The following is a 25,950-nucleotide window of genomic DNA, read 5'->3' on the forward strand; positions in this document are numbered from 1 at the left end:
CCCGATAGCGGTGCATCAGTCGAGATATCAGTGGCTGATACTCCGCCATCGGGGGCAAGCCCCCTCCCACATTGGGTCTGCATGCATCCAGAAGCTTTTTACAACCAATGCCAGAACCGGCTCCAGAACCCTCGGCCCAACTCATCCTTGCACCCGGCATATTGCCGCGCATACAGCTGCGAACGCGCCTGCACCTTGCTCGCCACCGGTAGCAGCCAGGCTTTGCTGGCGTAGGTGCGCTGGCGGTAGCCGCCCCAGCCTTCGTGGTAGTTCAGGTACTGGCCGTAGGCGTCGTATTTGTAGACGCCGTTGATGGTGTAGGTCTTGTCCATGTACCAACCGATGAAGTCGATGGCGTCGTCGAAATCCTCGCGATCGGCGCCGCTGCGGCCGGTGCTTTTGCGGTAGTCATTCCATACCTCATCCTTGGCCTGGGCATAGCCGGACGCCGTGGACACGCGGCCCCAGGGGATGATCCACAGCAGGTATTTACGCGGGGTCTTGGCGTCGTAGCGAAAGCCCGACTCCTGATACATGATCGCGAACGGCACCTGGATGGGCACGCCCCAGCGCTTTTGCGTGACCTTGGCCGCGTCGTACCAGTCGTCCTTTTCGCGAAAGATGCTGCAGATGTCGTTGGGCGTGCGTGGCGGCGAGGTGCCGCACGCCGCCAACAGAGAGGTGAGTAGTAACAGTCCGACGGCTTTGCCTGCGCTCAAGGGGCACCTTTGCGTGATACGCGTAAAATGTCGGGCATTTTACGCGTTCACCGAGGCGGCGTCCCTGCCGCAGACAGTTTTTAAGCCAATGGCACGCGACGGGTTGTCAGCGCGATACGACCGACAAAGAAGCTCAAGGCCGCACCCAGCAGCAGCATCGCCAAGGTGCTCCAGGCTGCGCGAGACAGCTGCTTGGCCGCTACTTCACCGGCTTCACGGGCTTTCTGTTCAGCCTGTTGCTTGAGTTCTTCGACTTTCTGCATGGCCTGCTGATAAGCCTGGGCATAGTTATCGACGATCTGCGTGGCTTCTTCCTTGCTCTTGCCGGTACGCGCCGCGACGATGTTGACCAGCGCTTCTTTATCCGCAGCATTCAGTGCAGGCTCGCCGGACGCTTTCACGCGCTCGAACCACTGCTTGAGCTCATCGCCCGCCTGGGCAGGGTTGGTCGCTGCGTCAGTTGCCGTTTGCTTGCCATCGGCTGCAGCCTGGTCGGTTTTCTGCTCGACGTTGGCGGGGTCCAGCTCAGGCTTGCCGCTTTGCTTGAGCAGGGTATCGAGTTGACCTTGCAGGCTGTTCCAGTCCAGCTGGATGCCTTGCTCGTTCAACTGCTGCTTGATGCTGTTGCCGATCCCCGGTGCGGCGGCGGCAATGCCACTGCCGGCAGCCGACAGACCTTTACCCACCACGTTGCCCGCGGTACCCACTACGCTGGAGGCCAAGCCCGCCAGCAGCCAGGTGGTCAGCAAGGTGGTCAGGGTCCAGGTCAGTACACCGTGCAGACCACCGCGATCCGGTGCGGTACGCCCGGCCACGAACGCGCCAAGCGCAATGGCGATCAGCGTCGATACAAACAACCAGATCCCGGCGCCCGTACCGAAACCGCTCAACGGGTTACCGGCTTCCATCGGCTCGACGGCACTCGCGCCAATCGCCGTACCCAACACACTCAACACCAGGTAGGTCACCAGTGCAATTGCACTACCGGCCAATACCGAGCTCCACGACACCCGAAACAGCGATCGATTGGTTTCATAGACAGTGGTCATACAAAGGTCCTTTTCAAATTATCGGAGCAAGGCAAAGTGCCTTGACTGGTGTGAGTGTGGCGAAACGACATACGTTCAGTCGTGGCCCAAATGCACTATCTGGCCTGGTGCATTCGCACTCCCACAGGGACAACTTCTCTGCACTATCCGAAACCTGGGATGTCGTAATTCAATGCGTCCAGACTTCGGAGAATCTATGACACAGGATGTTCTTGCCAAAGAAACCAACCGCCGCCAACTGCAACAGATCATCTCCGGATTATCCGATGGTGTGATATTGGCGGAGGTCGACCAGACCATCCTCTGGGCCAACGAGGCCGCGTTGGCCATGCATGGCGTCGGCGACGTCATGGGGCTGGGCGCCAACACCCGGCAATACGCCGAGCGCTTCAGTCTGCGCTATCGCAACAACCACCCGTTGCAACTGGACAGCTACCCCCTGGCCCGCGCAGCGGCGGGAGAAGAATTCAGCGACGTGATCGTGGAGGTCATTCCCACCACCGACCAGGAAAAAACCTGGGTGCACCGCCTGCGCAGCCTGGTCATCACTGACGCACAGGGTGAGCCGGAACTGCTGGTGCTGATCCTCAGCGATGCCACCGAATGGGCCAGCGCCGAGCAGCGCTTCGAAAAAACCTTCAACGCCAACCCCGCCCCTGCCGTGATCTGCCGCCTGAGCGACCTGCGCTACATCAAGGTCAACCAGGGTTTTCTGGAAATGACCGGCTACAACCGCGACCAGGTCATCGGCAAATCCGTATATGAACTGGACGTGCTTGAACAGGCCGAGCGCAAGGACCTGGCGATCGAGCGCCTGGGGCAAGGCGCGACCATTCCACAGATGCAGGCCGAACTGAGGCTGCCCGAAGGCGGCAGCAAGCTGGTTGTGGTGGCCGGCCAGCCCCTGGATATGAACGAGGAAGACTGCATGCTGTTCTCGTTCATGGACCTGGAGCCGAGGCGCAAGGCGGAAATCGCCCTGCGCCAGAGCGAAGAACGATTCGCCAAATCCTTCCGCCTGACGCCAGTGCCGACCCTGGTGTGCAACGCCGCCAATCGCCAGGTTGTAGACGTCAACGAAGCGTTCATGAGCATCACGGGTTACATCAGTGAAGAACTGATCGGCAAGTCCATCGAAGAAATCAATTTCATCGACAACCCGCCTACCAGCGCGCAATTGTTCGCCACGCTGGAAAAGGCCGGAAACCTCGACGGCCACGACCTCAAGGTACGCAAGAAAGGCAATGAAGTGATCGACTGCGTGGTGTCCGCCGACACCGTGGTGATCCAGGATGTGCCGTGCTACCTGCTGGTGTTCATGAACATTACCGAACGCAAGCGCTCGGAGCTGGAGCTGGTGGCGGCCATCGAAGAAGTGATGCAGGACGCCTCCTGGTTCAGCCAGACCCTGATCGAGAAACTGGCCAATGCCAAAAGCGTCAACAGCCCTAACCTGCCGAACGTATCCTTCACCGACCTCACGGCCCGTGAACGGGACGTGCTGGGCTTGATCTGCGAGGGCCTGGCCGACAAGGAGATCGCTTCGCGCCTGAAGCTGGCACCCAATACCGTGCGCAATCATGTGGCGACGGTGTACTCCAAACTGGGCGTTCACAGCCGCAGTTCGGCTATTGTCTGGGCCCGTGAACGCGGGCTGTTTGCTGGCGAACTGCGGGTAAAAAACAAGCGCTGAGAGTGCAAATGCACTAGTTCATATAGTGCGAATTCGCCTTATTAGCTGGCGGCGCAATCAATAACCTTCAAGGCATCGAATCTGTGCCTTGAAGGAATCTGCATGTTTACCCTCTCTCAACTGCGAAATTGCATCGAAGAAGGCCTGTCGCCGCTGACATGCGAATTCACCCTGTGCCGGGATGCGTCCTTGACCCTCAAGGTATTCGACGCCGAAACCGGCCGAGTCGACCTGGTGGTCACCGGTATCAGCACCAACCGGCTGCAGACCCCGGAAGAAGTGACGAAAATGGTCGATGAATTGCGCTACGAACTGCAGAGCAATACGGTCGGCAAACTCAACCTGGATGACCTGCCTTCAGCTTCGCCCCAATGAAATAGAACACCCCGCCCCCTACGATAAATCCCCCGAGCATGAAAAACATGTAATACGCCGGCAGGCTGGCCAGCACCAGCCCGCATAACACCGGCCCCAACGCGGCACCGAGATTGGCCAGGTTCTGCGCGCCGTAATACATGCCGCGCAAGTGGTCAGGAGCGATCCGGTCGATAAACATGTACTCGGCCGGAAACACGATGATTTCCCCCACGGTAAATACCGCCATCGCCAGTACCCACCACAACAGGCTGGTGGACAGCGCAAAGCCAATCAACCCCAGCATGAACATACTCAAGCCCGCGATCAGCCACTGGCTCAAGTAGCGGTGCGAGATGCGCCGGCCAATCAGGTACTGCAAGGCAATCACCAGCACGGCGTTGGTGGTGAGTATTGTGCTGATTACCGTGTAGGTGTATTCAGCGGTGGTGGTGGTCACCAGGTATTGCGACAGGTAGGCGACGAACTGACCGAACACCACGGCACTGAGCAGTCCACCAACGGTGAAACACACCAGGCGGTGATCCTTGAGCAGCACACGGCCTACGGCGAGGAATGACACCGGTTTTTGCGTGGCGTCGACGGTGGTCAGTGCGCGGTCGCCCAGGCGCCAATACAACAGGAAAAATCCCGCGCCCAACAACGCCGACAGAATAAACGGCAGGCTGATATCCAGCGTGGCCACCATCGCGCCAAAAAACGGGCCCACGGCATAGCCGATATTGGTCAGGGTGTATTTGATGGAGAACACTTCGCTGCGCCCATCCTCCGGCAGCACGCTGGCGAAACCGGCCTTGATCGCAATATCGATGACCGCATAGGCCAGGTTGATCAAAATCAGGCAGCTATAGAACGCCCAGATAGTCTGCGCCAGGACCGTACCGATGAAGCCCAGCACAAACACCAGGCTCAGCCCGAGCAGCAAGCGGTAACTGTTGACGCGGTCGACGAGGAAACCGCCATAGACGCTGAGCAGCGAGCCCACAATCAGCGAACTGCCGATCACCAGGCCGACCTGGCTGATATCCAGGGCGAAATGGCCGGTGAGGTAAATCACCAGGTACGGAAACGTGATCGCTTTGGCCAGCGTCAGCAACAACGTGGCCGACAGCAGCAGGTTCACCGTGCGGGGATAGTTTCTTATTGCGGCAAGCATCCTGCTCTCTTTCCTTGAAGGTAACGCGACCATTGCGGCCGGCTACCTTAACCCAGGAAAGATGACGCGAGCAGGTGGTCCGGCAGGATTATTTCTTGACCGGCGTAATCTCAAGGATGGTGCCGTTGGTGGTTTTGAGCAGGACGTACTTGTCGCCTACTCGTGCCCACTGGCTCTCATCTTCGGGCTGCTTGAGGCCGCGTTTTTTCCAGTCTTTAACCGCTGACTCCTTGCGCATCAACATGTCCGGGGCGCGGTCGCCTTCTTTCAAGTCACGGGCGTTGATATTCGAAGGTTGCACGGTTTCCTGAGGGGTATCGCCGGCATGCACCACGAAACTCGCAGTGGACAGGCTTGCGGCAACGAGAACACAGGCAAATAGGGATTTGGACTTCATGGGTGCTCCTTCAATTCAGGGGACGTACCCAGGTTCCGACCGCAGCGGCGCGAAATCATTCAGCCGCTCACCTTGCTCCAGCCCCACGCTTGAGTTGCCGTCATCAACGGCCCAGCCGGATCACTGGCCGGTCGGCACTTTTAACGTTGGACAAGCCATTGGAAATGGCCATTATCCGCTATGATTGCGACCTCACTTTCACAGATAAGGACATCCAATGTTCGGCAGCGTTTTCTGGGTCATTTTCATTGGCGTTCTCAGTGTGATCGCGCTCTACCTGATCAGCCTCTACAACACGCTGGTCAGTTTGCGAAATCGCTTCAAGAACGCGTTCAGCCAGATCGAGGTGCAACTCAAGCGGCGCCATGACCTGATCCCCAACCTCGTGGAAACGGCCAAGGCTTACATGAGTCATGAGCGCGGCACACTGGTGGCTGTCACCGAAGCACGCAACGTGGCGGCAGCCTGCCTCAAACTCGCGGCGGCAGAACCTGGCAGTGCGCACTCCATCGCGCAACTGGGCAAGAATGAGAGTCGGCTCAACACGGCCGTGGATAACCTGAACGTTTCGCTTGAGGATTATCCGGACCTGTATGCATCAGAAACAATGATGCAACTGAGCGATGAAATGACCAATACCGAAAACCGCATTGCGTATGCCCGTCAGTTCTTCAACGATGCGGTGATGGAATACAACATTTTCCGCCAGAAATTTCCGACGATCCTCATGGCCCAGGCTGTGGGGCATGGCACGGACGCGACGTTGCTGGAGTTTGAAGACAGCAAACAGATTCAAACCGTCCCGACGGTATCCTTCACCTGATCAGTGCCACGGATGGCTGCATGAACTTTTTTGAACATCAGGACCGGGCTCGCAGAAATGCGATCTATCGCGTGTTACTGGTGACCGTGATTGTGCTCACCCCCGCTCTATTCGGGGTATTTTTATCAACCTGGTTTGATGAGATTCATTGGTACGAACCCTTGCTTATCTCTGCAGTGATACTGCCGTTCATTGCGGCAGGGTACTGGTTCCAGGGCCGCAAGCTGAAAAAGGGCGGCAGCGCAATTGCAGAAAGCTTCGGTGGCGTACTGATCAGTGCGGAGCCGGTGGCGCAAGACAATCGTTGGCTGCTTGATATCGTCGAGGAAATGGCCATTGCTTCAGGCAGCCATGTGCCCTTGGTTTACATGATGAATCAGGGATGCATCAACGCCCTTGCCGCCGGCCGCACACCGAAAAACTCGGTCATCTGCGTGACCTTTGGCGCGACCGTCATGTTCAATCGTGAAGAAATGCAAGCAGTCATTGCCCATTTGTTCAGCCAGATTCACAACAATGACATGCGCTCCGATGCACGTATGACGGGAGTCTATCTAGGCGTCGCCTGGTTTACCCTGCTGCTTCTACCTGTCGCCGCCAGTGGCGTGATCGGCGCATCGTTGTTCTTCCTGGCAGGCGGCTGGGCTTACCTCACCTATTTCGCGATGTCGCGCGTCAACCGCCAACGCAAGTTCCTGGCCGACGCCACAGCTGCGCAGTTCACACGTCACCCGCAAAGCGTTGCCAGCGCACTGATGAAAATAGGTGGACACCCATCTTCATCGTTTCTGACGTGCTGCAAGGAGACAGAGAGCTTCCTGCCGATGTTTTTCGCGGCGCCCTTCCGCAAATTCTCACAGCGATCCATTTCTCCTCATCCCCCACTCGCGAAACGAATAGCGCGGCTCTATCCCGAGTGGGATGGCGAGTACCCGGATGTTCCTCCGCTGGAAACCCTGATGGGCGACGATGAACAGGCCCAGGAGAATCGTCGCCGCTGGGAAGTCCTTGGCGCCGTGGCCATTGCTGCCAGAGGGCTGAACAGTACGCAAGAAGAGCCGGCACAGCGTTATCAGACTCAAGCCACCCAGAGCATGATCCCCTATGAGGCCTGGTCGGTAGCGGGCGACCCTGCCGGCGCACAAGCCCTGATCTACAGCTTGCTGCTCTGCGTACAGCCGGCTCTGCGCGCGCGGCAACTTACGCTGCTGCAGGAAACCCTCGATCCACAAGTCGCCGACTTCCTGCCGGGGTTGGACGCACCTGTACGTGGGCTTGACCGCTATCTGCGCCTGTCGTTGTTGGACCTGTGCGTTCCGGCGCTCAAGCAATTGCCAGCCGACCAATACAAAGTGTTCACCAACACGGTGAGGAGCCTGGTTGCCGTCGATTCCCGCAGCCTTTTTGGGGGTTGGGCCTTGATCAACATACTCGATGCACAAGTGCTGCCCAAGCCCCCAATCAAACGTCGGTCCACACTGGAACAACAAGAGGACAACATAACGTTGCTGCTCGGCATACTTGCCCTCACAGGGCAAAGAAGCCAGGCACAGATTGAGCTGGCGTACTACCGCGCCTGCGATGTATTGCCCTTTTATACGGCGCCAATGAAAACACTGAAAGAAGGTGCAAGCCTGGATGCACTGGACAACCCGTTGAAAGGCCTGCAACAGCTTCAACCGGAAGATAAAGCGATCCTGATGGAAGCGGTCGCGGTCTGCATCGAAAACGACGGCCATATCACCCCCGAAGAAATCGAGTTGGCGCGCGCGATCGCCGCCATCCTCGATTGCCCGATGCCCGAAGGCCTGCAAACACCTCCGATTGCGGAGGACGAAGCGTCCCCATTGCCGGCATGAAATAATTCCTGTAATTTTTCATGAAATTATCTGACATATATTTCATGAGCCCTCAAGAAGAACTCGCCACCCTCGCCGCGTTGATCCACGACCTGCGCAAGCACAAGAAACTCACCCTCGCCCAACTCGCGCAGAAGATCGAGCGGTCGGTGGGTTTTCTGTCCCAGGTCGAGCGCGGCCTGTCGCGCCCAACCGTCGCCGACCTGACCGCCATCAGCCACGCCCTCGACGTCCCTACGACCTATTTCTACAGCCGGCCCAAACCCAGGGCGGTGGATTGGGTCACCCGCCCCAACGAGCGGCGCACGGTGTACTACGCCAATGGCATCACCGACATCCTCGTCTCGCCGAGCATGAACGGCGCGTTCTCGATGCTCGACAGCCTGTTGGCACCCGGCGCCAACAGTGGTGAACAGACCATGAGCGACCGCGCCGAGCAGGCCGGTTTTGTGCTGGAGGGCGAGCTGACCCTGTGGGTTGAAGGTGAAGCCGATGCAGTCACCCTAGGCCCGGGCGACAGCTTCCATCTCGCCAGCTTCGCCCACTGCCGCTACGCCAACCTGACCGACCTGCCCGCCCGCGTGCTGTGGGTTTACAACTAGGAGCTGCACCCGTGAAAAGCCCCTCTGCAACCTTGCTGGCCGAAGTTCGGACCTTCCGCCAGAACCACCCCGATGTGCGCTACGTCGACCTGATCGCCTTGGACATTGCGGGGCATTTCTACGGCAAGCGCTACCCGGTGGACATGCTCGAGAAAGTCGCCGCCGGCAGCCCCTTGAAGCTGCCGCAGAACGCCGTATTGCTGGGGGCCCAGGGCGGGTTGTTCAAGATTGGCGACTACTGCTTCAACGACGGTGACCCGGACGCCAATCGACGCCTGGTGCCGGGTACGCTGAAGCCGGTGAGCTGGGAGTCGCAGCCGCTGGGGCAGATGCTGATCACCTCCGACGGCACCGAAGCGCCGATCGAATTCGAACCCCGCGAAGTCCTGGCCAACGTGCTGGAACGCCTGCGCCTCAAAGGCATTCACCCGGTCGTGGCGTTTGAGTTGGAGTTCTACCTGTTCGACAAAAAGCTCGACAACGGCCTGCCGCAATTCCCCCGCGACCCGCTGAGCGACGATGCGGACGACCAGCCCACCCTGCATATCGAACGGCTGTCGCGCTTTGGCGACGTGCTGGACGACATGGCGCAAACCGCCACGGCCCAGGGCATCGATATCACGGTGATCACCGCCGAAATCGGCCCGGGCCAGTTCGAAATCAATTTCGGCCATTGCGACGACGGCCTGCGTGCCGCCGACTGGGCCGCCCTGTTCTGCCGCAGCACGCGCGGCGTGGCGCTCAAGCATGGCTACCGCGCCAGCTTCATGGCCAAGCCTTACCTGCAGTTTCCCGGCAGCGGCATGCATGTGCACGTCAGCCTGTATGACGGTGCGGGCAACAACCTGCTGGCGGCGCACCAGCAGCAACCGCTGCGCCACGCCGTGGCCGGTTGCCTGGCGTTGCTGCCCCATTGCATGCCGATCTTCGCCCCCAACCACAACGCTTTGCGCCGCCTCGGCGGTACGGTCAACGCCGCCACCCGCGCCAGTTGGGGTTTCGAAGACCGGGATGCGTGCGTGCGCATCCCCGAGTCAGACCCGCGCAACCTGCGTATCGAGCATCGCCTGGCCAGCGCCGACGCCAACCCCTATCTGGTGTTGGCGGCGATCCTCGCCGGTTTGGAGCATGGCCTCGAAGCCAGGCAGGACCCTATCGCACCGCTGAATGAAGACCGCAGCAGTGGCACCGATTTCCCCGTGGAAATGCTCGACGCCGTGCGCGCCATGCAACATCAGCAGGTGGTGCGCGACAAGCTGGGCGCGGAGTTTGTCGATGTGTATTGCGAGAACAAGCGCCAGGATCACCTGGCGTTCCAGCAGGAGATTCATGCGCGGGAATATCGCTGGTTCCTCTGAACAATGCACCACCACCTACCACTACAATCAGGCAGTGAAGTTCTAAGCGCTGCCTGACACAACAGGGTTCATATGTGGGAGGGGGCTTGCCCCCGATAGCGGTGGTTCAGCCACAGCTGCATTGACTGATACAAAGCTATCGGGGGCAAGCCCCCTCCCACAGTTTTGATTCTGTTTCGTCAGTCAGCTTTCGCCCAACAGCAGGCTCTGCTCCCGCGCGCACAACTCCACCACATAATCCCACAACACCCGCAACCGCACCGACTTGTGCAACTCCCGCCGCGAGCTGATCCAATAACTGCGCTGGATGCTCTCCCCCGGCAACAACGGCACCAACTGCGCATCGCCCGCCGCCATGAAACAGGGCAATACCGCGATTCCCAGGCCGGATCGCGCGGCCTGGTGCTGGGCAATCACGCTGGTGCTGTGAAAGACCACCTTGGGACTGCGACAAAAGCTGCTGAGGAATTTCAGTTCCTGGCTGAACAGCAGATCGTCGACGTAATCGATCCACGCATGGGCCGCGAGGTCTTCGCGTTTTTCAATCGGCGGATGACGCTCAAGGTAAGTGCGGCTGGCATACAGCGCCAGGCGGTAATCGGTGAGTTTGCGGGTCACCAACTGATCGACGCTGGGGCGTTCCAGGTGAATGCTGATTTCCGCTTCGCGGTTGAGGATGCTGACAAAGCGCGGCACCGCGACCAGTTCCACTTCCAGGCCGGGATAACGTTCAAACAGCCCGCCCATGCGACCGGCGAGGAACATCACCCCCAGGCCCTCCGCCACCCCCAGGCGAATTTTGCCCAGGGGCGCCGCGCAATGAGTCAGTTCGTCTTCAGCCAGCAGCGCCACGTTTTCCATGGCTTCGGCATGTTTGAGCAGGGCTTCGCCGGACGGCGTCAGCTCGTAACCCTGGGCGTGCTGCACGAACAGCGCCGTACCGAGGCTTTTTTCGATGGCCTCGATATGCCGCGCCACCGTGGCGTGCGTGGTCTTCAAGCGTTGCGCGGCGGTGAGCAAGCGGCCGCTGCGCTGCAATTCGAGAAAAAACCGCAGGTCATTCCAGTCGAACATATCGCCTCCGTTGCGCACGCGTGGGCAGCGCTGTTTAAAAACGCACAGCAGCTGGGCAAAAACTAACATTTTTAAGACGAAAACTAACAACTAGGATGGAGCCAATAAGAAAAACAAGCGAGACCCCAGATGCCCACTGCAACTGCTGAATACGATTATGTGATCGTCGGTGCCGGCCCCGCCGGCTGCTTGCTGGCCAATCGTCTGTCCGCCAACCCGGCCCATCGCGTCCTGCTGCTGGAAGCCGGTGGTCGCGATAACTACGCCTGGATTCATATTCCGGTCGGCTACCTGTTCTGCATCGGCAACCCGCGCACCGACTGGTGCTTCAAGACCCAGGCCCAGGCCGGCCTGCAAGGTCGCGCCCTGAGCTACCCACGCGGCAAGGTACTCGGCGGTTGCTCGTCCATCAACGGCATGATCTATATGCGCGGCCAGGCCCGGGACTATGACGGCTGGGCGGCGCAAGGCAATCCGGGCTGGGCCTGGAATGACGTATTGCCGCTGTTCAAGCACAGCGAAAACCATTTCGCCGGCGACTCGCCATTCCACAGCGAGGGCGGCGAATGGCGCGTCGAGCAGCAGCGCCTGCATTGGCCCATCCTCGATGCATTTCGCGACGCAGCCGAGCAGAGCGGCATCGCCAATATCAGCGATTTCAATCAGGGCGATAACGAAGGTTGCGGTTATTTCCAGGTCAACCAGAAGGCCGGGGTGCGCTGGAACGCGGCCAAGGCGTTTCTCAAACCGGTCCGCCAACGGCTCAATCTGACGGTATTGACCGAGGTGGAGGTCGACCGCGTGGTGCTGGAAAACGGTCGTGCCTCCCAAGTGATCGGGCGCCGGCACGGCCAGCAACTGAGCTGGAAAGCCTGCAGGGAAATCGTGCTGTGCGCCGGTGCCGTGGGCTCGCCAGGCATCCTGCAACGCTCGGGTATCGGCCCTGCCCACGTGCTCAAACCGTTGGGCATCGACGTGGTGCATGAACTGCCGGGCGTGGGTGGCAACCTGCAGGACCACCTGCAACTGCGCCTGATCTACAAGCTGGAAAACGCGCGCACCCTGAACCAGATTGCCGGCACCGTATGGGGCAAGATGGGCATGGGCCTGCGCTACCTGTATGACCGCAGCGGGCCGCTGTCGATGGCGCCCAGCCAGCTTGGCGCGTTTGCCCGCTCCGGCCCGGAGCAGACCTCGGCCAACCTTCAATACCATGTGCAGCCGTTGTCCCTGGAGCGCTTTGGCGAACCGCTGCACGCGTTTCCGGCCTTTACCGCCTCGGTCTGCGACCTGCGCCCACACAGCCGCGGGCGCATCGATATCCGCTCTGCCAACCCGGCGGACGCACCGCTGATCCAGCCCAACTACCTCAGCCACCCCGAAGACCTGCGCGTGGCCGCCGACGCCATTCGCCTGACCCGGCGAATCGTGGCCGCGCCGGCCCTGAGCCGGTTCAAGCCGGTGGAATACCTGCCCGGTGACGCGCTGCAAACCGAAGAACAATTGCACGAAGCCGCGGCGCGCATCGGCACGACCATCTTCCATCCGGTGGGCACCTGCCGCATGGGCGATGACAAGGACGCCGTGGTCGACGCACAGCTGCGCGTGCATGGCGTGCCGGGCCTGCGCATCGCCGACGCCTCGATCATGCCGCGCATTACCTCGGGCAACACCTGCTCACCGACGCTGATGATCGCCGAGAAGGCCGCGCAGTTGATCCTCTCACCGAACACAAGGAGCCTCGCCCCGCAGAGAGAACTGGTTCACGCAATCTGAATAGCGGCGCCGCACCCGGCGCCGACAGTGGAACAACAATAAATAATCACTGTGAGGGTTACCCGATGTCAGAACATGCTCAACCCCTGGGCTCGGCGATGGATGCGAGCACCGGCAACGACTCGAAGAAAGTCATTTTTGCCTCGTCCCTCGGGACGGTTTTCGAATGGTATGACTTCTTCCTCTACGGCGCCCTCGCGGCGGTGATCAGCAAGCAGTTCTTTGCCGGGGTCAACGACACCACGGCGTTTATCTTTGCGCTGATGGCATTCGCCGCAGGCTTCGTGGTGCGGCCGTTCGGCGCGCTGGTATTCGGCCGCCTGGGCGACATGATCGGGCGCAAGTACACCTTCCTCGTCACCATCATTCTGATGGGCGTGGCCACCTTTTGCGTGGGCCTGCTGCCGACCTATGCCAGCATCGGCATCGCCGCACCGATCATTCTGATCGTGCTGCGCATGCTGCAAGGCCTGGCGCTGGGCGGTGAATACGGTGGCGCCGCCACGTATGTGGCCGAGCATGCGCCTGCCGGCAAACGTGGCTTGCACACCAGCTGGATTCAATCCACCGCCACCCTCGGCCTGTTGCTGTCGTTGCTGGTGGTGCTGGCCTGCCGTTACTTCACCGGCGACCAGTTCGAGGTATGGGGCTGGCGTATCCCGTTCCTGTTCTCCATCGTGTTGCTGGGCATCTCCACCTGGATTCGCATGAGCCTGCACGAATCGCCCGCGTTCCTGAAAATGAAAGAGGAAGGCAAGGCCAGCAAGGCGCCGATCCGCGACTCGTTCGGTAAGTGGGAAAACCTCAAGGTCGTACTGATCGCACTGTTCAGCATCAACGGCGGGCAGGCGGTGACCTTTTATGCGGCGCAGTTTTATGTGCTGTTCTTCCTCACCCAGTTCCTGAAGATGGACCCGGCCCTGGCCAACATGTTGCTGATCATCAGCGTGGTGATTGGCGCGCCGTTCTTCATCCTGTTTGGCTGGCTGTCGGACAAGGTCGGGCGCAAGCCGGTGCTGATGCTTGGCCTGCTGCTGGCGACTTTCCTGTACTTCCCGATCTTCAAGGGCCTGGCGCACTACACCAACCCGGCGATGGACCAAGCGAGCCGCCAGGCACCGATTACCGTGCTGGCCGACCCGGCCACCTGTACGTTCCAGTTCGACCCGGTGGGCAAGGCACGCTTTGACAGCCCGTGCGACAAGGTCAAGACCTTCCTGGTCAAGCAGGGCCTGCCCTACAGCAGCGTCGCCGCCCCAGCCGGCACGCCGGTACAAGTCAATGTGGGCGACGTCAGTATCGATGGTTTTGATGAAGCGGCCTTGCGTGGTGCAGTGACGCTGGCCGGCTACCCGAGTTCGGCGGACATGGCCCAGGTCAATAAGGTGATGGTGGTGGCGCTGATCGTGGCACTGATCCTGATCGCAGCCATGTGCTACGGCCCCTTGGCGGCGCTGATGGTGGAACTGTTCCCGACACGCATCCGCTACACCTCGATGTCGCTGCCCTACCATATCGGTAACGGCTGGTTCGGCGGGTTCCTGCCCACCGTGTCGTTTGCCCTGGTGGTGTACACCGGGGATATCTTCTATGGCTTGTGGTACCCGGTGGTGGTGACCGGCGTGAGCCTGATCGTCGGGCTGTTCTGCCTGAAGGAAACGCGGCATGTGGATATCGACAATAACTGAGTTGCCTTAAGCACTGCACATCCCCTGTGGGAGGGGGCTTGCCCCCGATGGCGGTAGTTCAGTCGATGTCTTCAAGACTGATACACCGCTATCGGGGGCAAGCCCCCTCCCACATTCATCTGTGGTGCCTACATAATTTGCTGTACATCCATACAGATAACAGTTGCTCAATTCGCTTTGACTAAGCATCCTGCAAGGCATCAACCAATACGATGTGATGACCATGCAGCTGTACCTCTGTGAAAAACCCTCCCAAGCCAAGGACATCGCGGCCGTGCTCGGCGCCAGTCGTCGGGGCGATGGATGCTGGCTGGGCAATGGGGTCACGGTCACCTGGTGCATCGGCCACCTGCTGGAAACCGCTCCGCCTGACGCTTATGACGCCAAATACAAGCGCTGGGTATTGGCCGACCTGCCGATCGTCCCGGAAAAATGGAAGATGCAGGTCAAGCCCAGAACCGCCAGCCAGTTCAAGGTGGTCAAGCGTCTGCTGGGGGAAGCCAGGGAACTGGTGATCGCAACCGACGCCGACCGCGAGGGTGAAATGATCGCCCGTGAGCTGGTGGAACATTGCCGTTATCGCGGGCCGATCCAGCGGTTGTGGTTGTCGGCGCTCGATGATGCCTCCATCCGCAAGGCCCTGGCCGCGCTCAAGCCCGGCGCACACACCTTCAACCTGTATCACTCGGCCCTGGGCCGCTCCCGTGCCGACTGGCTGATCGGCATGAACATGAGCCGCCTGTTTACGTTGCTCGGACGTCAATCCGGCTATCAGGGCGTATTGCCGGTCGGCCGCGTGCAAACCCCTACCCTGCGCCTGGTGGTCGACCGTGACCGCAGCATCGCCGATTTCATCCCCGTGGCGTATTGGGCCATCGACGTGGACCTGCGCCACCAAAGCATGACCTTCACCGCGCAATGGCGCGCCACCGACGATGCCTGCGATGACCAGGGCCGTTGCCTCAACCCGCAGCTGGCCCGGGACGCCGCCGACGCCATGAGCCACGCGGCCGATGCGCGACTGGTAAAGCTGCGCACCGAACGCATGCGCGAGGCCGCCCCCCTGCCCTTCGACCTCGGCACCCTGCAGGAAATCTGCTCCAAAAAGCTCGGCCTCGGCGCCCAGGAAACCCTGGATATCGCCCAATCGCTCTACGAAACCCACAAGGTCATCACCTACCCGCGCAGCGATTGCGGCTACCTGCCGTTGAGCCAGCACAGCGAAGCGCCAAAGATTCTCGCCGCACTCGGCCGCGCGGATGCAGCGGTGGCCGAGTTGATGCAGCATATCGATCCCCAGCGACGCTCACGCGCCTGGAACGACGCCAAGGTCAGCGCCCACCACGGCATCATCCCCACCGGGGCCGGCAAGGACGTCGGGCAACTCACCGGCAAGCACCGCGCGGTCTACACGCTGATACGCGCACGCTACCTGGCGCAATTTCTGCCCAACCATGAATACGACCGAACCCAGGCGGACTTCGACTGTGCAGGCCAGGCGTTGCGTGCCGTGGGCAAGGTCATCATCGAACCGGGCTGGAAACGCGCATTGCCCGAAGCCCTTGCCCCCGCCAAAGGTCGGGACGTTCCTGCTCCCCAAGCCTTGCCGATGCTGGTGCAAGGCCAGGACTGCGCGGTGGCCAGGGTCAACCTCAAGGACCTGTGGACCCAACCGCCCAAGCCTTTCACTGAAGGCGACCTGATCAAGGCAATGAAAAACGTCGCCAAGCTGGTGGAAGACCCACTGCTCAAGCAGAAACTCAAGGACACCACCGGCATTGGCACCGAGGCCACCCGCGCCGGCATCATCCAGGGCCTGCTGGACCGTGGTTACCTGGTGAAAAACGGCAAGGCACTGTCGGCCACCCCGGCCGCGTTCAGCCTGATCGATGCCGTACCCCGTGCCATCGCCGACCCCGGCACCACCGCCATCTGGGAACAGGCGCTGGATATGGTGCAAAGCGGCGAAATGAGCCTGGAAGAATTCGTCGCCAAACAAGCGGCGTGGATGAGCAAGCAGGTGGCTCGTTGCACTGGCATGCGCATGACCATCACCGCCGCTGCCAGCCCGGCAATCAAAGGCGCGGCGCCATGGAAAAACAAACGCAAGAGCGCGCCACGCAAGACGGCGACCAGCCCCAAACGGGCAAAAAGGCCGGCAAATGCCGGTTAAAACGCAAAAAAATCCGGCGAATGACGCTTTTCGACGGGTTTGACGCCGCTTTGGACCTTGCTGCGACGTAGTGCGTCTAGGATTCTGTAGGGGATAGCTGACTACCTAACAACAACACCGGAGTGGCCGCCATGAAAACCGTCGCAGAATTGCTCAAAGCCAAGGACCAGAAGAACCAGGAGGTCCACACCATCCAGTGGGACCACACCGTGTTCGAGGCGCTGGTGCGCATGTCCGAGAAAAACGTCGGGGCTTTGCCAGTGGTCAAGGACGGCGCAGTGGTGGGGATCATCAGCGAGCGCGATTACGCCCGCAAACTCATCCTCAAGGGGCTGTCGTCGGTGACCACCCGCGTGGACGACGTGATGAGCTCCCCGGTCATTACCGTAGATACCCATAAAACGGTCGAGGCGTGCATGAACATCATGACCGACAGTCACCTGCGCCACCTTCCGGTCGTCGAAGACGGCAAACTGCTCGGCCTGCTGTCCATCGGCGACCTGGTCAAGGAAGCCATTGCTGAACAAGCCGCCTTGATCAAACAGCTGGAGCAGTACATCCGCGGCGAATAGGAGACCCCATGCTCGACACGCTGCAACATCAAGCAGACCACCTCGACACGCTGCACCGGGCGATGGTCGAAAAGCGCTTCCTGGTGCTGACCGGTGCGGGCATCAGCACCTCGTCGGGTATCCCCGACTACCGTGACGGCGAAGGCGTGCGCCGGGGCAAAGCGCCGATGATGTACCAGGAGTTCCTCGCCACCGCGCAGGCACGTCGCCGTTATTGGGCCAGGGCAATGCTGGGTTGGCCACGGGTGCGCCTTGCCCAACCGAACAGGGCGCATCAGGCCCTGGCGACGTTGCAGCAACGTGGGATCATCAGTGGCCTGATCACGCAAAACGTCGACACGCTGCACGATCAGGCCGGCAGCCACGAGGTGATCGAGTTGCATGGCAGCTTGCACCGGGTGCTGTGCCTGGATTGCCGGCAGCGCAGCGAGCGCGACGCGATCCAGCGGCGGATGGAAATCGACAACCCGCACTTTGCGCATGTCCATGCGGTGCAGGCGCCTGACGGCGATACCTTGCTCGACCCTGTTTTCGAGGAGCACTTCCAGGTTCCATGCTGCCCCCACTGCGAGGGGCAACGGCTGAAACCGGACGTGGTGTTCTTTGGTGAAAACGTGGCGCCCGCTACCGCAGCCAGAGCCATGGCTGCCGTGCATGATGCCGAAGGGCTGCTGGTGGTGGGATCATCGCTGATGGCTTATTCGGCGTTTCGCCTGTGCAAGGCGATGGTGGAACAGGGCAAGCCGGTGATTGCCATCAACCTGGGCAAGACCCGCGGGGATGAGCTCCTGCAGGTAAAGATCGAAGCGCAGTGTGAGCAATTATTACCTCTGCTGGTCGAGCGCCTGTAGGAGCGAGCGTGCTCGCGAAAAACCCACAGGCGCCGTGCAACTTTATCCACTTTACCAAACGCTATCACGCGACCCAGCGCACGAAAAATGACGCCCAAGTCACGTTTCTCCTGCATCTCCCCGCCCCCACAACGATTTATGTAGTGCCTAAAAATAATCACTACATAATCGTTGACGTAAGCTTTTTGTCCTTGCATTATCGAGACGTCTCCCGGATCGGGAGTGTTGGTAACACGCGTTTTGAACAGGCTCGTCTGACCGCCGAGCTGTTTTTCCGGATGTGCACTGCCCACAAGGCAGATTGATGAAGCTGACTGGCCCCGAAAGGGAACGGTACAAGGAGCTAAAGCGCTGCTTGTCTTCGTTATGAAAGCGTTGCGTAGCGGTTCATCAGCAAAACTACATGCATCGGTTCACGACCCTGCCCGTATTCGGCAGACCGTCACTGACGCCCGGTTTTCTGAGCCGGAGACAACTTTGAAGTGTTAACGAATCAATTGATAGATCGCCAACTGGTCAAGGGGCTTACACATGAATCTGAACAACCAACCTACTATTGATGAACTGGCTGAGATGTTTGCCGCGCAGAAAGACACACTCGACGACCATATCCTGTGGATTGGCAAATCGGGCGAAGTTCAACTTGACTGCGTAGCGCCTCACACCGAGGAAGCCGAGTTCGACCGCAATCACCGTGAACTGGCGGCGCGCCTGAAGATGTACCGTCGCGGCCAGGGTTATGTCGGCAAGAAAGCGGCGGCCGATCGCAACTTCATCGAGCAGGTATTCGACACACTTAACAATGCCTGGGCGTCTTTCAAAGACAGCTCGCAAGTTAAAGTGATAGATCGTTACTACTAAGTAGTTGTTCTAATGTGGGGGCTGGCGTGCCAGTCCCCACTTTTATTATGTGGTGTACTCAAAAAGTTGGAAACCGCCCCTTCCCCGCTTCATCTTTAAAGATATCGAACAGCACCTGCGCCGCTGCCGACAGTTCATGCCCAGGCTTGGTCAGTACGCCAATAGGCCGCTCGATCACCGGGCCGGTCAAGGTGATGCAACGGGCACCCGCCTCCTCCATCTGCCGTGCGCACAATGCCGGCACAGCACTGACCCCCAAGCCGCTGGCAACCATCTTGCCCACCGTAGCCAATTGATGGCTTTCCAGCGCCACGGGCAGTTTCATCTGCAAGGCGCCCAAGTGCTCTTCCAGCATGACCCGCACCGTCGATGGACGCTGGAGGGTAATGAAGGGTTGCTCCAGCAGCGTTTTCCAGTCGATCTCGGCCACCTGTGCCAAAGGCGAATCGCCCGGTACCACGGCGATAAACCGGTCCAGGTACAACGGCGTGAACGCCAGTGACGAACCGTCGGACGGCTCGAACGCCACGCCCAGTTCGACCTGGCGATCGCGCACCATCTCCAGCACCTGCTCGTTGATCAAGTCATGCACCGTCACGTTCACCTGAGGGTAACGCGCGCGGAATATCTTCAGGATCGGTGGCAGCAGATTGCCGGCAAATGACGGCATCGCCGCCACCGTTACACGCCCGCGTTGCAGGGTGAAGCGTTGGCGCAGTTCGTCCTCGGCGTTGTCCCAGTCGGCAATCAATCGGCGCGCCAGCGGCAGCAGGGATTCGCCTTCGGGCGTCAGCGCGACATTGCGTGTATTGCGGCTGAACAGGCGCCCGCCCAGGCCTTCTTCCAGGCCTTTGATCGTCAGGCTCAGCGCCGATTGGGACAGGTGCAGACGCTCACACGCAGCGGCAAAACTCAGGCTCTGGGCCACGGCCAGGAAGGCACGCATTTGTTTAATAGTCATAGGAAGCTCCAAGCGACAAGTTGAAAGCTGCAAGTCAAAGCAGTCGCCGACTAGGCTTGAAGCTCGCGGCTTGAGGCTGATTATGCTGTTTTCCAAACCAATCAACCTTAAAAAACAACTTAACAAATCAATCCTTCAGCGCAACACTCGGTCCATTGGCTGGCCCACAAACAATAAAAGAGGTGCATATGGCAGGTTTCGATAAGCGCGTGGCGTCCTACGAAGAAGCGCTGGCAGGCCTGGAAGACGGCATGACCGTACTCTCCGGCGGTTTTGGCCTGTGCGGCATTCCGGAAAACCTCATCAATGAGATCAAGCGCAAAGGCACCCGTGACCTGACCGTGGTGTCCAACAACTGCGGCGTCGACGGTTTCGGCCTGGGCGTGCTGCTGGAAGAAAAGCAGATCCGCAAGGTGATCGCTTCCTACGTGGGCGAAAACGCTCTGTTCGAAAAGCAGTTGCTCAGCGGCGAAATCGAAGTGGTGCTGACCCCCCAGGGCACCCTCGCGGAAAAAATGCGTGCAGGCGGCGCCGGCATCCCGGCCTTCTTTACCGCCACCGGGGTCGGCACTCCTGTCGCCGAAGGCAAGGAAACCCGCGAATTCAACGGCCGCCCCTACCTGATGGAAGAGTCCATCACCGGTGACTTCGCTATCGTCAAAGGCTGGAAAGCCGATCACTTCGGCAACGTCATCTATCGTCACACCGCCCAGAACTTCAACCCGCTGGCCGCCACCGCCGGCAAGATCACCGTGGTCGAAGTCGAGGAAATCGTCGAACCGGGCGAACTGGACCCGGCGCAGATCCACACCCCTGGCATCTACGTCGACCGGATCATCTGCGGCACCTTCGAGAAGCGCATCGAACAGCGCACCGTCCGCAAATAATCCACGTCCAGAACAATAAGAGGAATCAACCATGGCTCTTACCCGCGAACAAATGGCTCAACGCGTCGCCCGCGAAATGCAGGACGGTTTCTACGTCAACCTCGGCATCGGCATTCCAACCCTGGTGGCCAACTACATTCCCGACGGCATGGAAGTGATGCTGCAATCGGAGAATGGCCTGCTCGGCATGGGGCCGTTCCCGACTGAAGACACCATTGACGCCGACATGATCAACGCCGGCAAGCAAACCGTCACCGCACGCATCGGCGCCTCGATTTTCTCCTCCGCCGAGTCCTTTGCGATGATTCGCGGCGGCCACGTCGACCTCACCGTACTCGGCGCCTTTGAAGTCGACGTCCAGGGCAACATCGCCTCGTGGATGATTCCCGGCAAGCTGGTCAAGGGCATGGGCGGCGCGATGGACCTGGTGGCCGGTGCGGAAAATATCATCGTGATCATGACCCATGCGTCCAAGGACGGTGAGTCGAAACTGCTCAGCCAATGCAGCCTGCCGCTGACCGGCGCCCACTGCATCAAGCGCGTGCTGACGGACCTGGCCTACCTGGAAATCGAAAATGGCGCTTTTGTCCTCAAGGAACGCGCACCTGGCGTCAGCGTTGAAGAGATTGTCAGCAAGACCGCCGGTAAACTGATCGTCCCGGACCACGTTCCAGAAATGCATTTCCAGTGAGGACAGATTCCATGCAAGACGTCGTGATTGTTGCTGCCACCCGCACCGCCGTGGGCAGCTTCCAGGGTTCGCTGGCCACTGTCCCGGCCCCTGAACTGGGCGCTGCGGTGATTCGTCGCCTGCTGGAGCAGACCGGCCTCAACCCGGCCGAAGTCGATGAAGTGATTCTCGGCCAGGTACTCACCGCAGGCAGCGGCCAGAACCCGGCGCGCCAGGCCTCGATTCTCGCCGGCCTGCCCCACGCCGTGCCGAGCCTGACCCTGAACAAGGTGTGCGGCTCCGGCCTCAAGGCCCTGCACCTGGGGGCGCAGGCGATCCGTTGCGGCGACGCGGACGTGATCATCGCAGGCGGCATGGAAAACATGAGCCTGGCGCCGTACGTATTGCCCGCCGCGCGCACCGGTTTGCGCATGGGCCACGCCAAGATGATCGACAGCATGATCACCGACGGCCTGTGGGATGCGTTCAATGACTACCACATGGGCATTACCGCCGAAAACCTGGTGGACAAGTACGGCATCAGCCGTGAGGCGCAGGACGCCTTTGCCGCTGCCTCCCAGCAAAAAGCAATCGCCGCCCTCGAGGCCGGACGGTTTGCCGATGAGATCACACCGATCCTGATTCCCCAGCGCAAGGGCGACCCTCTGGTCTTCGACGTGGACGAACAGCCGCGTGCCGGTACCACCGCCGAGTCCCTGGCCAAGCTCAAACCCGCCTTTAAAAAGGACGGCAGCGTCACCGCCGGCAACGCCTCCAGCCTTAACGACGGCGCCGCAGCGGTGCTGTTGATGAGCGCCGCTAAAGCCAAGGCTCTCGGCCTGCCCGTGCTGGCACGAATCGCCAGCTATGCCAACGCCGGGGTTGACCCGGCAATCATGGGCATCGGCCCGGTCTCGGCCACCCGCCGCTGCCTGGACAAGGCCGGCTGGCAGTTGGGCGACCTGGATTTGATCGAAGCCAACGAAGCCTTCGCCGCGCAATCCCTGGCGGTGGGCAAAGAGCTGGAATGGGACGCCGAAAAGGTCAACGTCAACGGCGGCGCCATCGCCATCGGCCACCCGATTGGTGCTTCAGGCTGCCGCGTGCTGGTGACCCTGCTGCACGAAATGATCAAGCGCGACGCCAAAAAAGGCTTGGCAACACTGTGCATCGGTGGCGGCCAAGGCGTAGCCCTCGCCCTCGAACGCGGCTGATCATCCAAGAGCAACACGGAAAAGGCCCGGTTCCACGAAAACCGGGCCTTTTCTTTATTGATCGTTTGATCGTTCCCTCGCTGCGCGTGGGAATGCATCCCGTGACGCTCCGCGTCACCCTTGCGCAGGTGCCGGATCCTGCGCCGAAAGCGGGACGCGGAGCGTCCGGGGCGGCATTCCCACGCAGAGCGTGGGAACGATCAAACGCCGCAAGAAATCAGCGCTTCATACAACGCTGATAGCGCTCATCCACACGTTTGGCAAACCACGCCGTGGTCAGGTTGCGGGTAATCTTCGGGCTCTTGAGCACGATGCCCGGCAGGATTGCCCGTGGCAATGGTTTGCCGGCAGCCTTGTCAGCCAGGGCGAACACGCGCTTGTAGAGGGTGGTGTCCTCGAAGTCCAACGCTTCGCCTTGCTCCAGTTGACTGCGAATGCTGGGGTTGCGCATATCCAGTTTCGCCCCCAACGAACGCACCGCCAACTCAGTGGTGCCGGGCAGCAACGAACCGTAGCGAATCAAATCCCCATCCAGCGCCAATTCGGCGCCAGAGGCACGGCTGACGGCGGCCTGGAACGCAGCATTGCGGCTGGCGTACCAACCTGCATTGAAATCGGCAAAGCGGTACAGCGGCTGGTCATAGCTGACCGGGTAGCCCAGCAGATGGGCGATACCAAAGTACATGCCGCCACGGCGAGTGAACACTTCGCGGCGAATCGTACCGTCTACCGTGTAGGGATAACCCCGTGCCTGTTTTTGCGCAAAGTCGATGCTGACCTGCATCGGGCCGGCGGTGTGCACCGGGTTGAAGCCGCCAAACAGCGTGTTGCCCAACGGCACGACGCCGATGAAATCGTCGAAGATCCAGCTCAGGTCCTTCTCGGTGCGCGCAGCATTCAAACGCTCGGCGTAGGTTTTGCCGGTGGGCGAGCGCAATTGCAAGGCGCTGCGCACGACAAACGCCGGCACATGAACCTTCCCGGCACGCCGCAGGATTTCGTCCTGGGCGATCTTGCCCATGCCCGGCACCGGTGGGTCGACCTGATAGGTGGACTCCTGCTCGGTCACCGCCAGTACGGCGCAGATATTTTCGGTGCTGGGGTAGATCTTCTGGGTGTCGAACGCGGTGTAGATATCCTGGGCCCAACCTTCGCGGTCCGCGACCTTGGCCGGCAGCAGGCGCACGATCTGCGTCTTCACCTCGGCCTCGCTGCGCTCGGGTTGCTGCGGACCGCGTGAGGTGGAGCAACCGGCCAGCACCAGTAAAGTTGCAAGGCAGAGGATCAGGCGGCTTGAATACATATGGCTTCCTTGGTGAACGGCGGGTCGGGCGATGGGGATATCGACAGGCAAGTCTAACCGGGGTTCGTGGGTATGCCGAACTCACTGCGACTCTGGCTGAAACTTCCCACATAACCGTCGGATAAGCTCTACTCCCCGCCTCTGAAAACCGCTGCAAAGTCCTTCGCCTGATTAAACAGTGCGAGGGATTGCAGATGGTTTTTCCAGTTAAAGCCCTGATCGACAGGGCTCACCCATGATCGACGCAACCAGCCAAGCCATTGGCTTCCTGGTGTTGGCCGCGATGGATGCAAAGACGCGGGACGTCGAATCCATCCTCAGCGATTTCCGGGGCTGCCTGCACCCATACGACACCTGGGCTCAAAGCTTTTTCAGCTTTTCGGCACTGAATGTCGAGCAAGTGTTCAAGGTGGGAGAAGAAGTAGCGCTCGTAGCGCCGATCAATCGGTCCCTCTTTCCCAGCAGCACGGTCGCCACGTGTACAGCCAACGGCACGTTGACCCTGGTGCATATGTTCCAGAGTTCGCGATTCGTGCCGATCGGCAACACGCCGGTCGTGGTGCAGCGCATCGATCCAGACGGCGGTCCGCTGGGGGACCCACTCCATAAAATCATCGGTCCCAGTGGCATTCTGGAAATCACCGAGTGTGATCGCAACCTGAAGTACCGAGTCAGTTTCTACCCCGACGTTTCTTCGGAGCATTTCAAGGCGCTGTACGCTTCTTATCAGTCGGTCATTGCGTCACTGGAAGGCTGGTTGCGCAGCGAGTGGGGGACCACTTTCGAACCCCTGTGGAAGGGGTACTCCGAGGCAAACTTCCTCGAACGCTACCTTTCGCTGTACGGCGCCTATGCCCGAGGTTTCAGCGACTCCCTTTACTCAATCTGGGACGACGTAGAGCAGTTATTTCAATGGCTGTCAGCCCCCCTGGCCAATGCTGAAAAGCTGCTGCATTACTTTTCCCAGGACGAGTTTGAAAAATTACTGACGTTAAGTGCCGAGACGCTCGCCAAGGGTCTGCTGGTGCTGAGCGACGAGCCGTTGCTGTTCATTTACCTGGCGGCGCTGGTCAGTTGGATGCGCATGCTGCCACCGCCCTATATGAACGAAATGCTGGGCGAGATTGGCGCCGAGGTCGTCATCAATCTGTTACTGGGCCTGGCGACCGGCGGCATGGGTATTGTGCTGCGCATAAGCACGAAAGTGCTGGCTGGCATTAAGTCGCGCCGGGTGCGCAGGTGGCTGGAGCAGATAGCCGAGCAGTTCGGGAAAGTTCGCCTGGTCGGGCATAGCGAAGCGCTCAAGCCGGTGCTGCTGAGCAGCGCGGCGACGCCGATCAAGGCAGTGCCGGTGGCGCCGTTGAAGGCGGGCGAGCATCTGGTTTCGAACCCCGTACCGATGGTTCGCAACAAAACGCAGCGTACGGCGTTGGTGCGCCAGGAGCCGGTGGATGATGTGCCTGCCGTGGCGTCCAACCCGAAGGGCGATGCGGCGGCTTCTGCGGACAAGACCGTTACTCACGGTTGCCCCGTATCGATGGTCACCGGCGAGGAACTGCTGACTCTGACCGATGGCGCGCTGGATGGGATCTTGCCGTTAGAGTGGACGCGCTTGTATCGCACCAGTGCGGTGGACGTGGATTGCGGGTTGGGGTTTGGCTGGAGTCATGCGCTGGCGCACAGGCTTTCTGTGTCGGGCGAATCAGTGGTGTGGACCGACCATGAGAATCGCTCGACCACCCTGCCCTTGCCGACGGCGGCTCGGCCGGCGATTACCAATAGCCTGGCGGAAGCGGCGATCTACTTGGGCTCGGCGCCTGACGAGTTGGTGCTGGCCCAGGCTTCTCGGTTCTATCACTTTTGCGACGGTGTGCTGACGGCGATCAGCG

General features: G+C 60.2%; 24 protein-coding genes. 17 read left to right on the forward strand and 7 right to left on the reverse strand.

Going from position 1 to position 25,950, the window contains the following annotated elements; genetic code table 11:
- Positions 1-98 precede the first annotated feature (98 nt).
- Positions 99-719, reverse strand: coding sequence for a transglycosylase SLT domain-containing protein (locus tag BFP96_RS27495; RefSeq protein WP_065898283.1), 621 nt, complete (start codon positions 717-719; stop codon positions 99-101).
- A gap of 80 nt (positions 720-799) precedes the next feature.
- Positions 800-1,768: a hypothetical protein gene (locus BFP96_RS27500; RefSeq protein WP_065895533.1), complete on the reverse strand. Its 969-nt coding sequence runs from the start codon at positions 1,766-1,768 to the stop codon at positions 800-802.
- Positions 1,769-1,964: 196 nt separating this feature from the next.
- Between BFP96_RS27500 and BFP96_RS27505 the strand changes: the two genes are divergently transcribed.
- Both BFP96_RS27505 and BFP96_RS27510 read left to right on the forward strand, forming a co-directional pair.
- Positions 1,965-3,461, forward strand: a complete 1,497-nt coding sequence (locus tag BFP96_RS27505) for a PAS domain S-box protein (RefSeq protein WP_065895532.1) — start codon at positions 1,965-1,967, stop codon at positions 3,459-3,461.
- Positions 3,462-3,563: 102 nt separating this feature from the next.
- Positions 3,564-3,836 carry a DUF1652 domain-containing protein gene (locus BFP96_RS27510; protein WP_065895531.1) on the forward strand — a complete coding sequence of 91 codons (273 nt, stop codon included), beginning with the start codon at positions 3,564-3,566 and terminating at the stop codon, positions 3,834-3,836.
- Here the strand turns inward: BFP96_RS27510 and BFP96_RS27515 are convergent.
- Positions 3,799-4,992, reverse strand: a complete 1,194-nt coding sequence (locus BFP96_RS27515; RefSeq protein WP_065936109.1) for an MFS transporter — start codon at positions 4,990-4,992, stop codon at positions 3,799-3,801. The genes BFP96_RS27510 and BFP96_RS27515 overlap by 38 nt on opposite strands.
- An 88-nt stretch (positions 4,993-5,080) precedes the next feature.
- A complete protein-coding gene (locus BFP96_RS27520) occupies positions 5,081-5,389 on the reverse strand; it encodes an RcnB family protein (RefSeq protein WP_065936108.1) in 309 nt (102 codons plus the stop codon).
- A gap of 217 nt (positions 5,390-5,606) precedes the next feature.
- Between BFP96_RS27520 and BFP96_RS27525 the strand changes: the two genes are divergently transcribed.
- The 4 genes from BFP96_RS27525 to BFP96_RS27540 are packed head-to-tail and all read left to right on the forward strand — an operon-like array spanning position 5,607 to position 10,031.
- Complete coding sequence (locus BFP96_RS27525; protein WP_065884409.1) at positions 5,607-6,212, forward strand: LemA family protein; 606 nt, start codon at positions 5,607-5,609, stop codon at positions 6,210-6,212.
- A gap of 20 nt (positions 6,213-6,232) precedes the next feature.
- A complete protein-coding gene (locus tag BFP96_RS27530; RefSeq protein WP_065936107.1) occupies positions 6,233-8,071 on the forward strand; it encodes a M48 family metalloprotease in 1,839 nt (612 codons plus the stop codon).
- Positions 8,072-8,115: 44 nt separating this feature from the next.
- Positions 8,116-8,673 (forward strand): helix-turn-helix domain-containing protein, encoded by a 558-nt coding sequence (locus tag BFP96_RS27535; protein ID WP_065884407.1) that lies wholly within the window; start codon positions 8,116-8,118, stop codon positions 8,671-8,673.
- An 11-nt stretch (positions 8,674-8,684) separates the two neighbouring features.
- Complete coding sequence (locus BFP96_RS27540) at positions 8,685-10,031, forward strand: glutamine synthetase family protein (RefSeq protein WP_065884406.1); 1,347 nt, start codon at positions 8,685-8,687, stop codon at positions 10,029-10,031.
- A 183-nt stretch (positions 10,032-10,214) separates the two neighbouring features.
- Here BFP96_RS27540 and BFP96_RS27545 read toward each other — a convergent pair whose 3' ends face one another.
- Complete coding sequence (locus tag BFP96_RS27545; RefSeq protein WP_065898289.1) at positions 10,215-11,105, reverse strand: LysR family transcriptional regulator; 891 nt, start codon at positions 11,103-11,105, stop codon at positions 10,215-10,217.
- Positions 11,106-11,234: 129 nt separating this feature from the next.
- Between BFP96_RS27545 and BFP96_RS27550 the strand changes: the two genes are divergently transcribed.
- From BFP96_RS27550 to BFP96_RS27580, 7 genes are all read left to right on the forward strand, one after another.
- Complete coding sequence (locus tag BFP96_RS27550; protein ID WP_065936106.1) at positions 11,235-12,881, forward strand: GMC family oxidoreductase; 1,647 nt, start codon at positions 11,235-11,237, stop codon at positions 12,879-12,881.
- 65 nt (positions 12,882-12,946) lie between these two features.
- Positions 12,947-14,569: an MFS transporter gene (locus BFP96_RS27555; protein ID WP_065895521.1), complete on the forward strand. Its 1,623-nt coding sequence runs from the start codon at positions 12,947-12,949 to the stop codon at positions 14,567-14,569.
- Between the two features lie 217 nt (positions 14,570-14,786).
- Positions 14,787-16,742, forward strand: coding sequence for a DNA topoisomerase III (locus BFP96_RS27560; RefSeq protein ID WP_065936105.1), 1,956 nt, complete (start codon positions 14,787-14,789; stop codon positions 16,740-16,742).
- A gap of 131 nt (positions 16,743-16,873) precedes the next feature.
- Positions 16,874-17,314: a CBS domain-containing protein gene (locus tag BFP96_RS27565; protein ID WP_065884401.1), complete on the forward strand. Its 441-nt coding sequence runs from the start codon at positions 16,874-16,876 to the stop codon at positions 17,312-17,314.
- An 8-nt stretch (positions 17,315-17,322) separates the two neighbouring features.
- The gene (locus tag BFP96_RS27570) at positions 17,323-18,165 is read left to right on the forward strand and encodes an NAD-dependent protein deacetylase (protein ID WP_065936104.1); all 843 of its coding nucleotides are present in this window, start codon (positions 17,323-17,325) and stop codon (positions 18,163-18,165) included.
- Between the two features lie 8 nt (positions 18,166-18,173).
- Positions 18,174-18,470 (forward strand): hypothetical protein, encoded by a 297-nt coding sequence (locus BFP96_RS27575; protein ID WP_065898294.1) that lies wholly within the window; start codon positions 18,174-18,176, stop codon positions 18,468-18,470.
- A 226-nt stretch (positions 18,471-18,696) separates the two neighbouring features.
- Complete coding sequence (locus BFP96_RS27580) at positions 18,697-19,026, forward strand: hypothetical protein (RefSeq protein WP_065884399.1); 330 nt, start codon at positions 18,697-18,699, stop codon at positions 19,024-19,026.
- A gap of 58 nt (positions 19,027-19,084) precedes the next feature.
- Here the strand turns inward: BFP96_RS27580 and BFP96_RS27585 are convergent, their stop codons facing one another.
- Positions 19,085-19,987, reverse strand: a complete 903-nt coding sequence (locus BFP96_RS27585; RefSeq protein WP_065898296.1) for a LysR family transcriptional regulator — start codon at positions 19,985-19,987, stop codon at positions 19,085-19,087.
- A 188-nt stretch (positions 19,988-20,175) separates the two neighbouring features.
- Between BFP96_RS27585 and BFP96_RS27590 the strand changes: the two genes are divergently transcribed.
- Genes BFP96_RS27590 through BFP96_RS27600 form a run of 3 tightly spaced genes read left to right on the forward strand, consistent with a single transcriptional unit; the run spans position 20,176 to position 22,758 of the window.
- On the forward strand, positions 20,176-20,874 hold the full coding sequence (locus tag BFP96_RS27590) for a CoA transferase subunit A (protein ID WP_057725645.1): 699 nt from the start codon (positions 20,176-20,178) through the stop codon (positions 20,872-20,874).
- A 31-nt stretch (positions 20,875-20,905) separates the two neighbouring features.
- Positions 20,906-21,565, forward strand: a complete 660-nt coding sequence (locus tag BFP96_RS27595) for a CoA transferase subunit B (RefSeq protein ID WP_057725646.1) — start codon at positions 20,906-20,908, stop codon at positions 21,563-21,565.
- An 11-nt stretch (positions 21,566-21,576) separates the two neighbouring features.
- Positions 21,577-22,758, forward strand: a complete 1,182-nt coding sequence (locus tag BFP96_RS27600; RefSeq protein WP_065898297.1) for an acetyl-CoA C-acetyltransferase — start codon at positions 21,577-21,579, stop codon at positions 22,756-22,758.
- Positions 22,759-22,975: 217 nt separating this feature from the next.
- Here the strand turns inward: BFP96_RS27600 and BFP96_RS27605 are convergent, their stop codons facing one another.
- Positions 22,976-24,061, reverse strand: coding sequence for a DUF1615 domain-containing protein (locus tag BFP96_RS27605; protein ID WP_065936103.1), 1,086 nt, complete (start codon positions 24,059-24,061; stop codon positions 22,976-22,978).
- Positions 24,062-24,296: 235 nt separating this feature from the next.
- Between BFP96_RS27605 and BFP96_RS27610 the strand changes: the two genes are divergently transcribed.
- A partial coding sequence (locus BFP96_RS27610) for a DUF6531 domain-containing protein (protein WP_256549202.1) occupies positions 24,297-25,950 on the forward strand: 1,654 nt, incomplete at its 3' end.

This window comes from Pseudomonas sp. 34 E 7 (assembly GCF_900005715.1).
Taxonomy (GTDB): Bacteria; Pseudomonadota; Gammaproteobacteria; order Pseudomonadales; family Pseudomonadaceae; genus Aquipseudomonas; species Aquipseudomonas orientalis_A.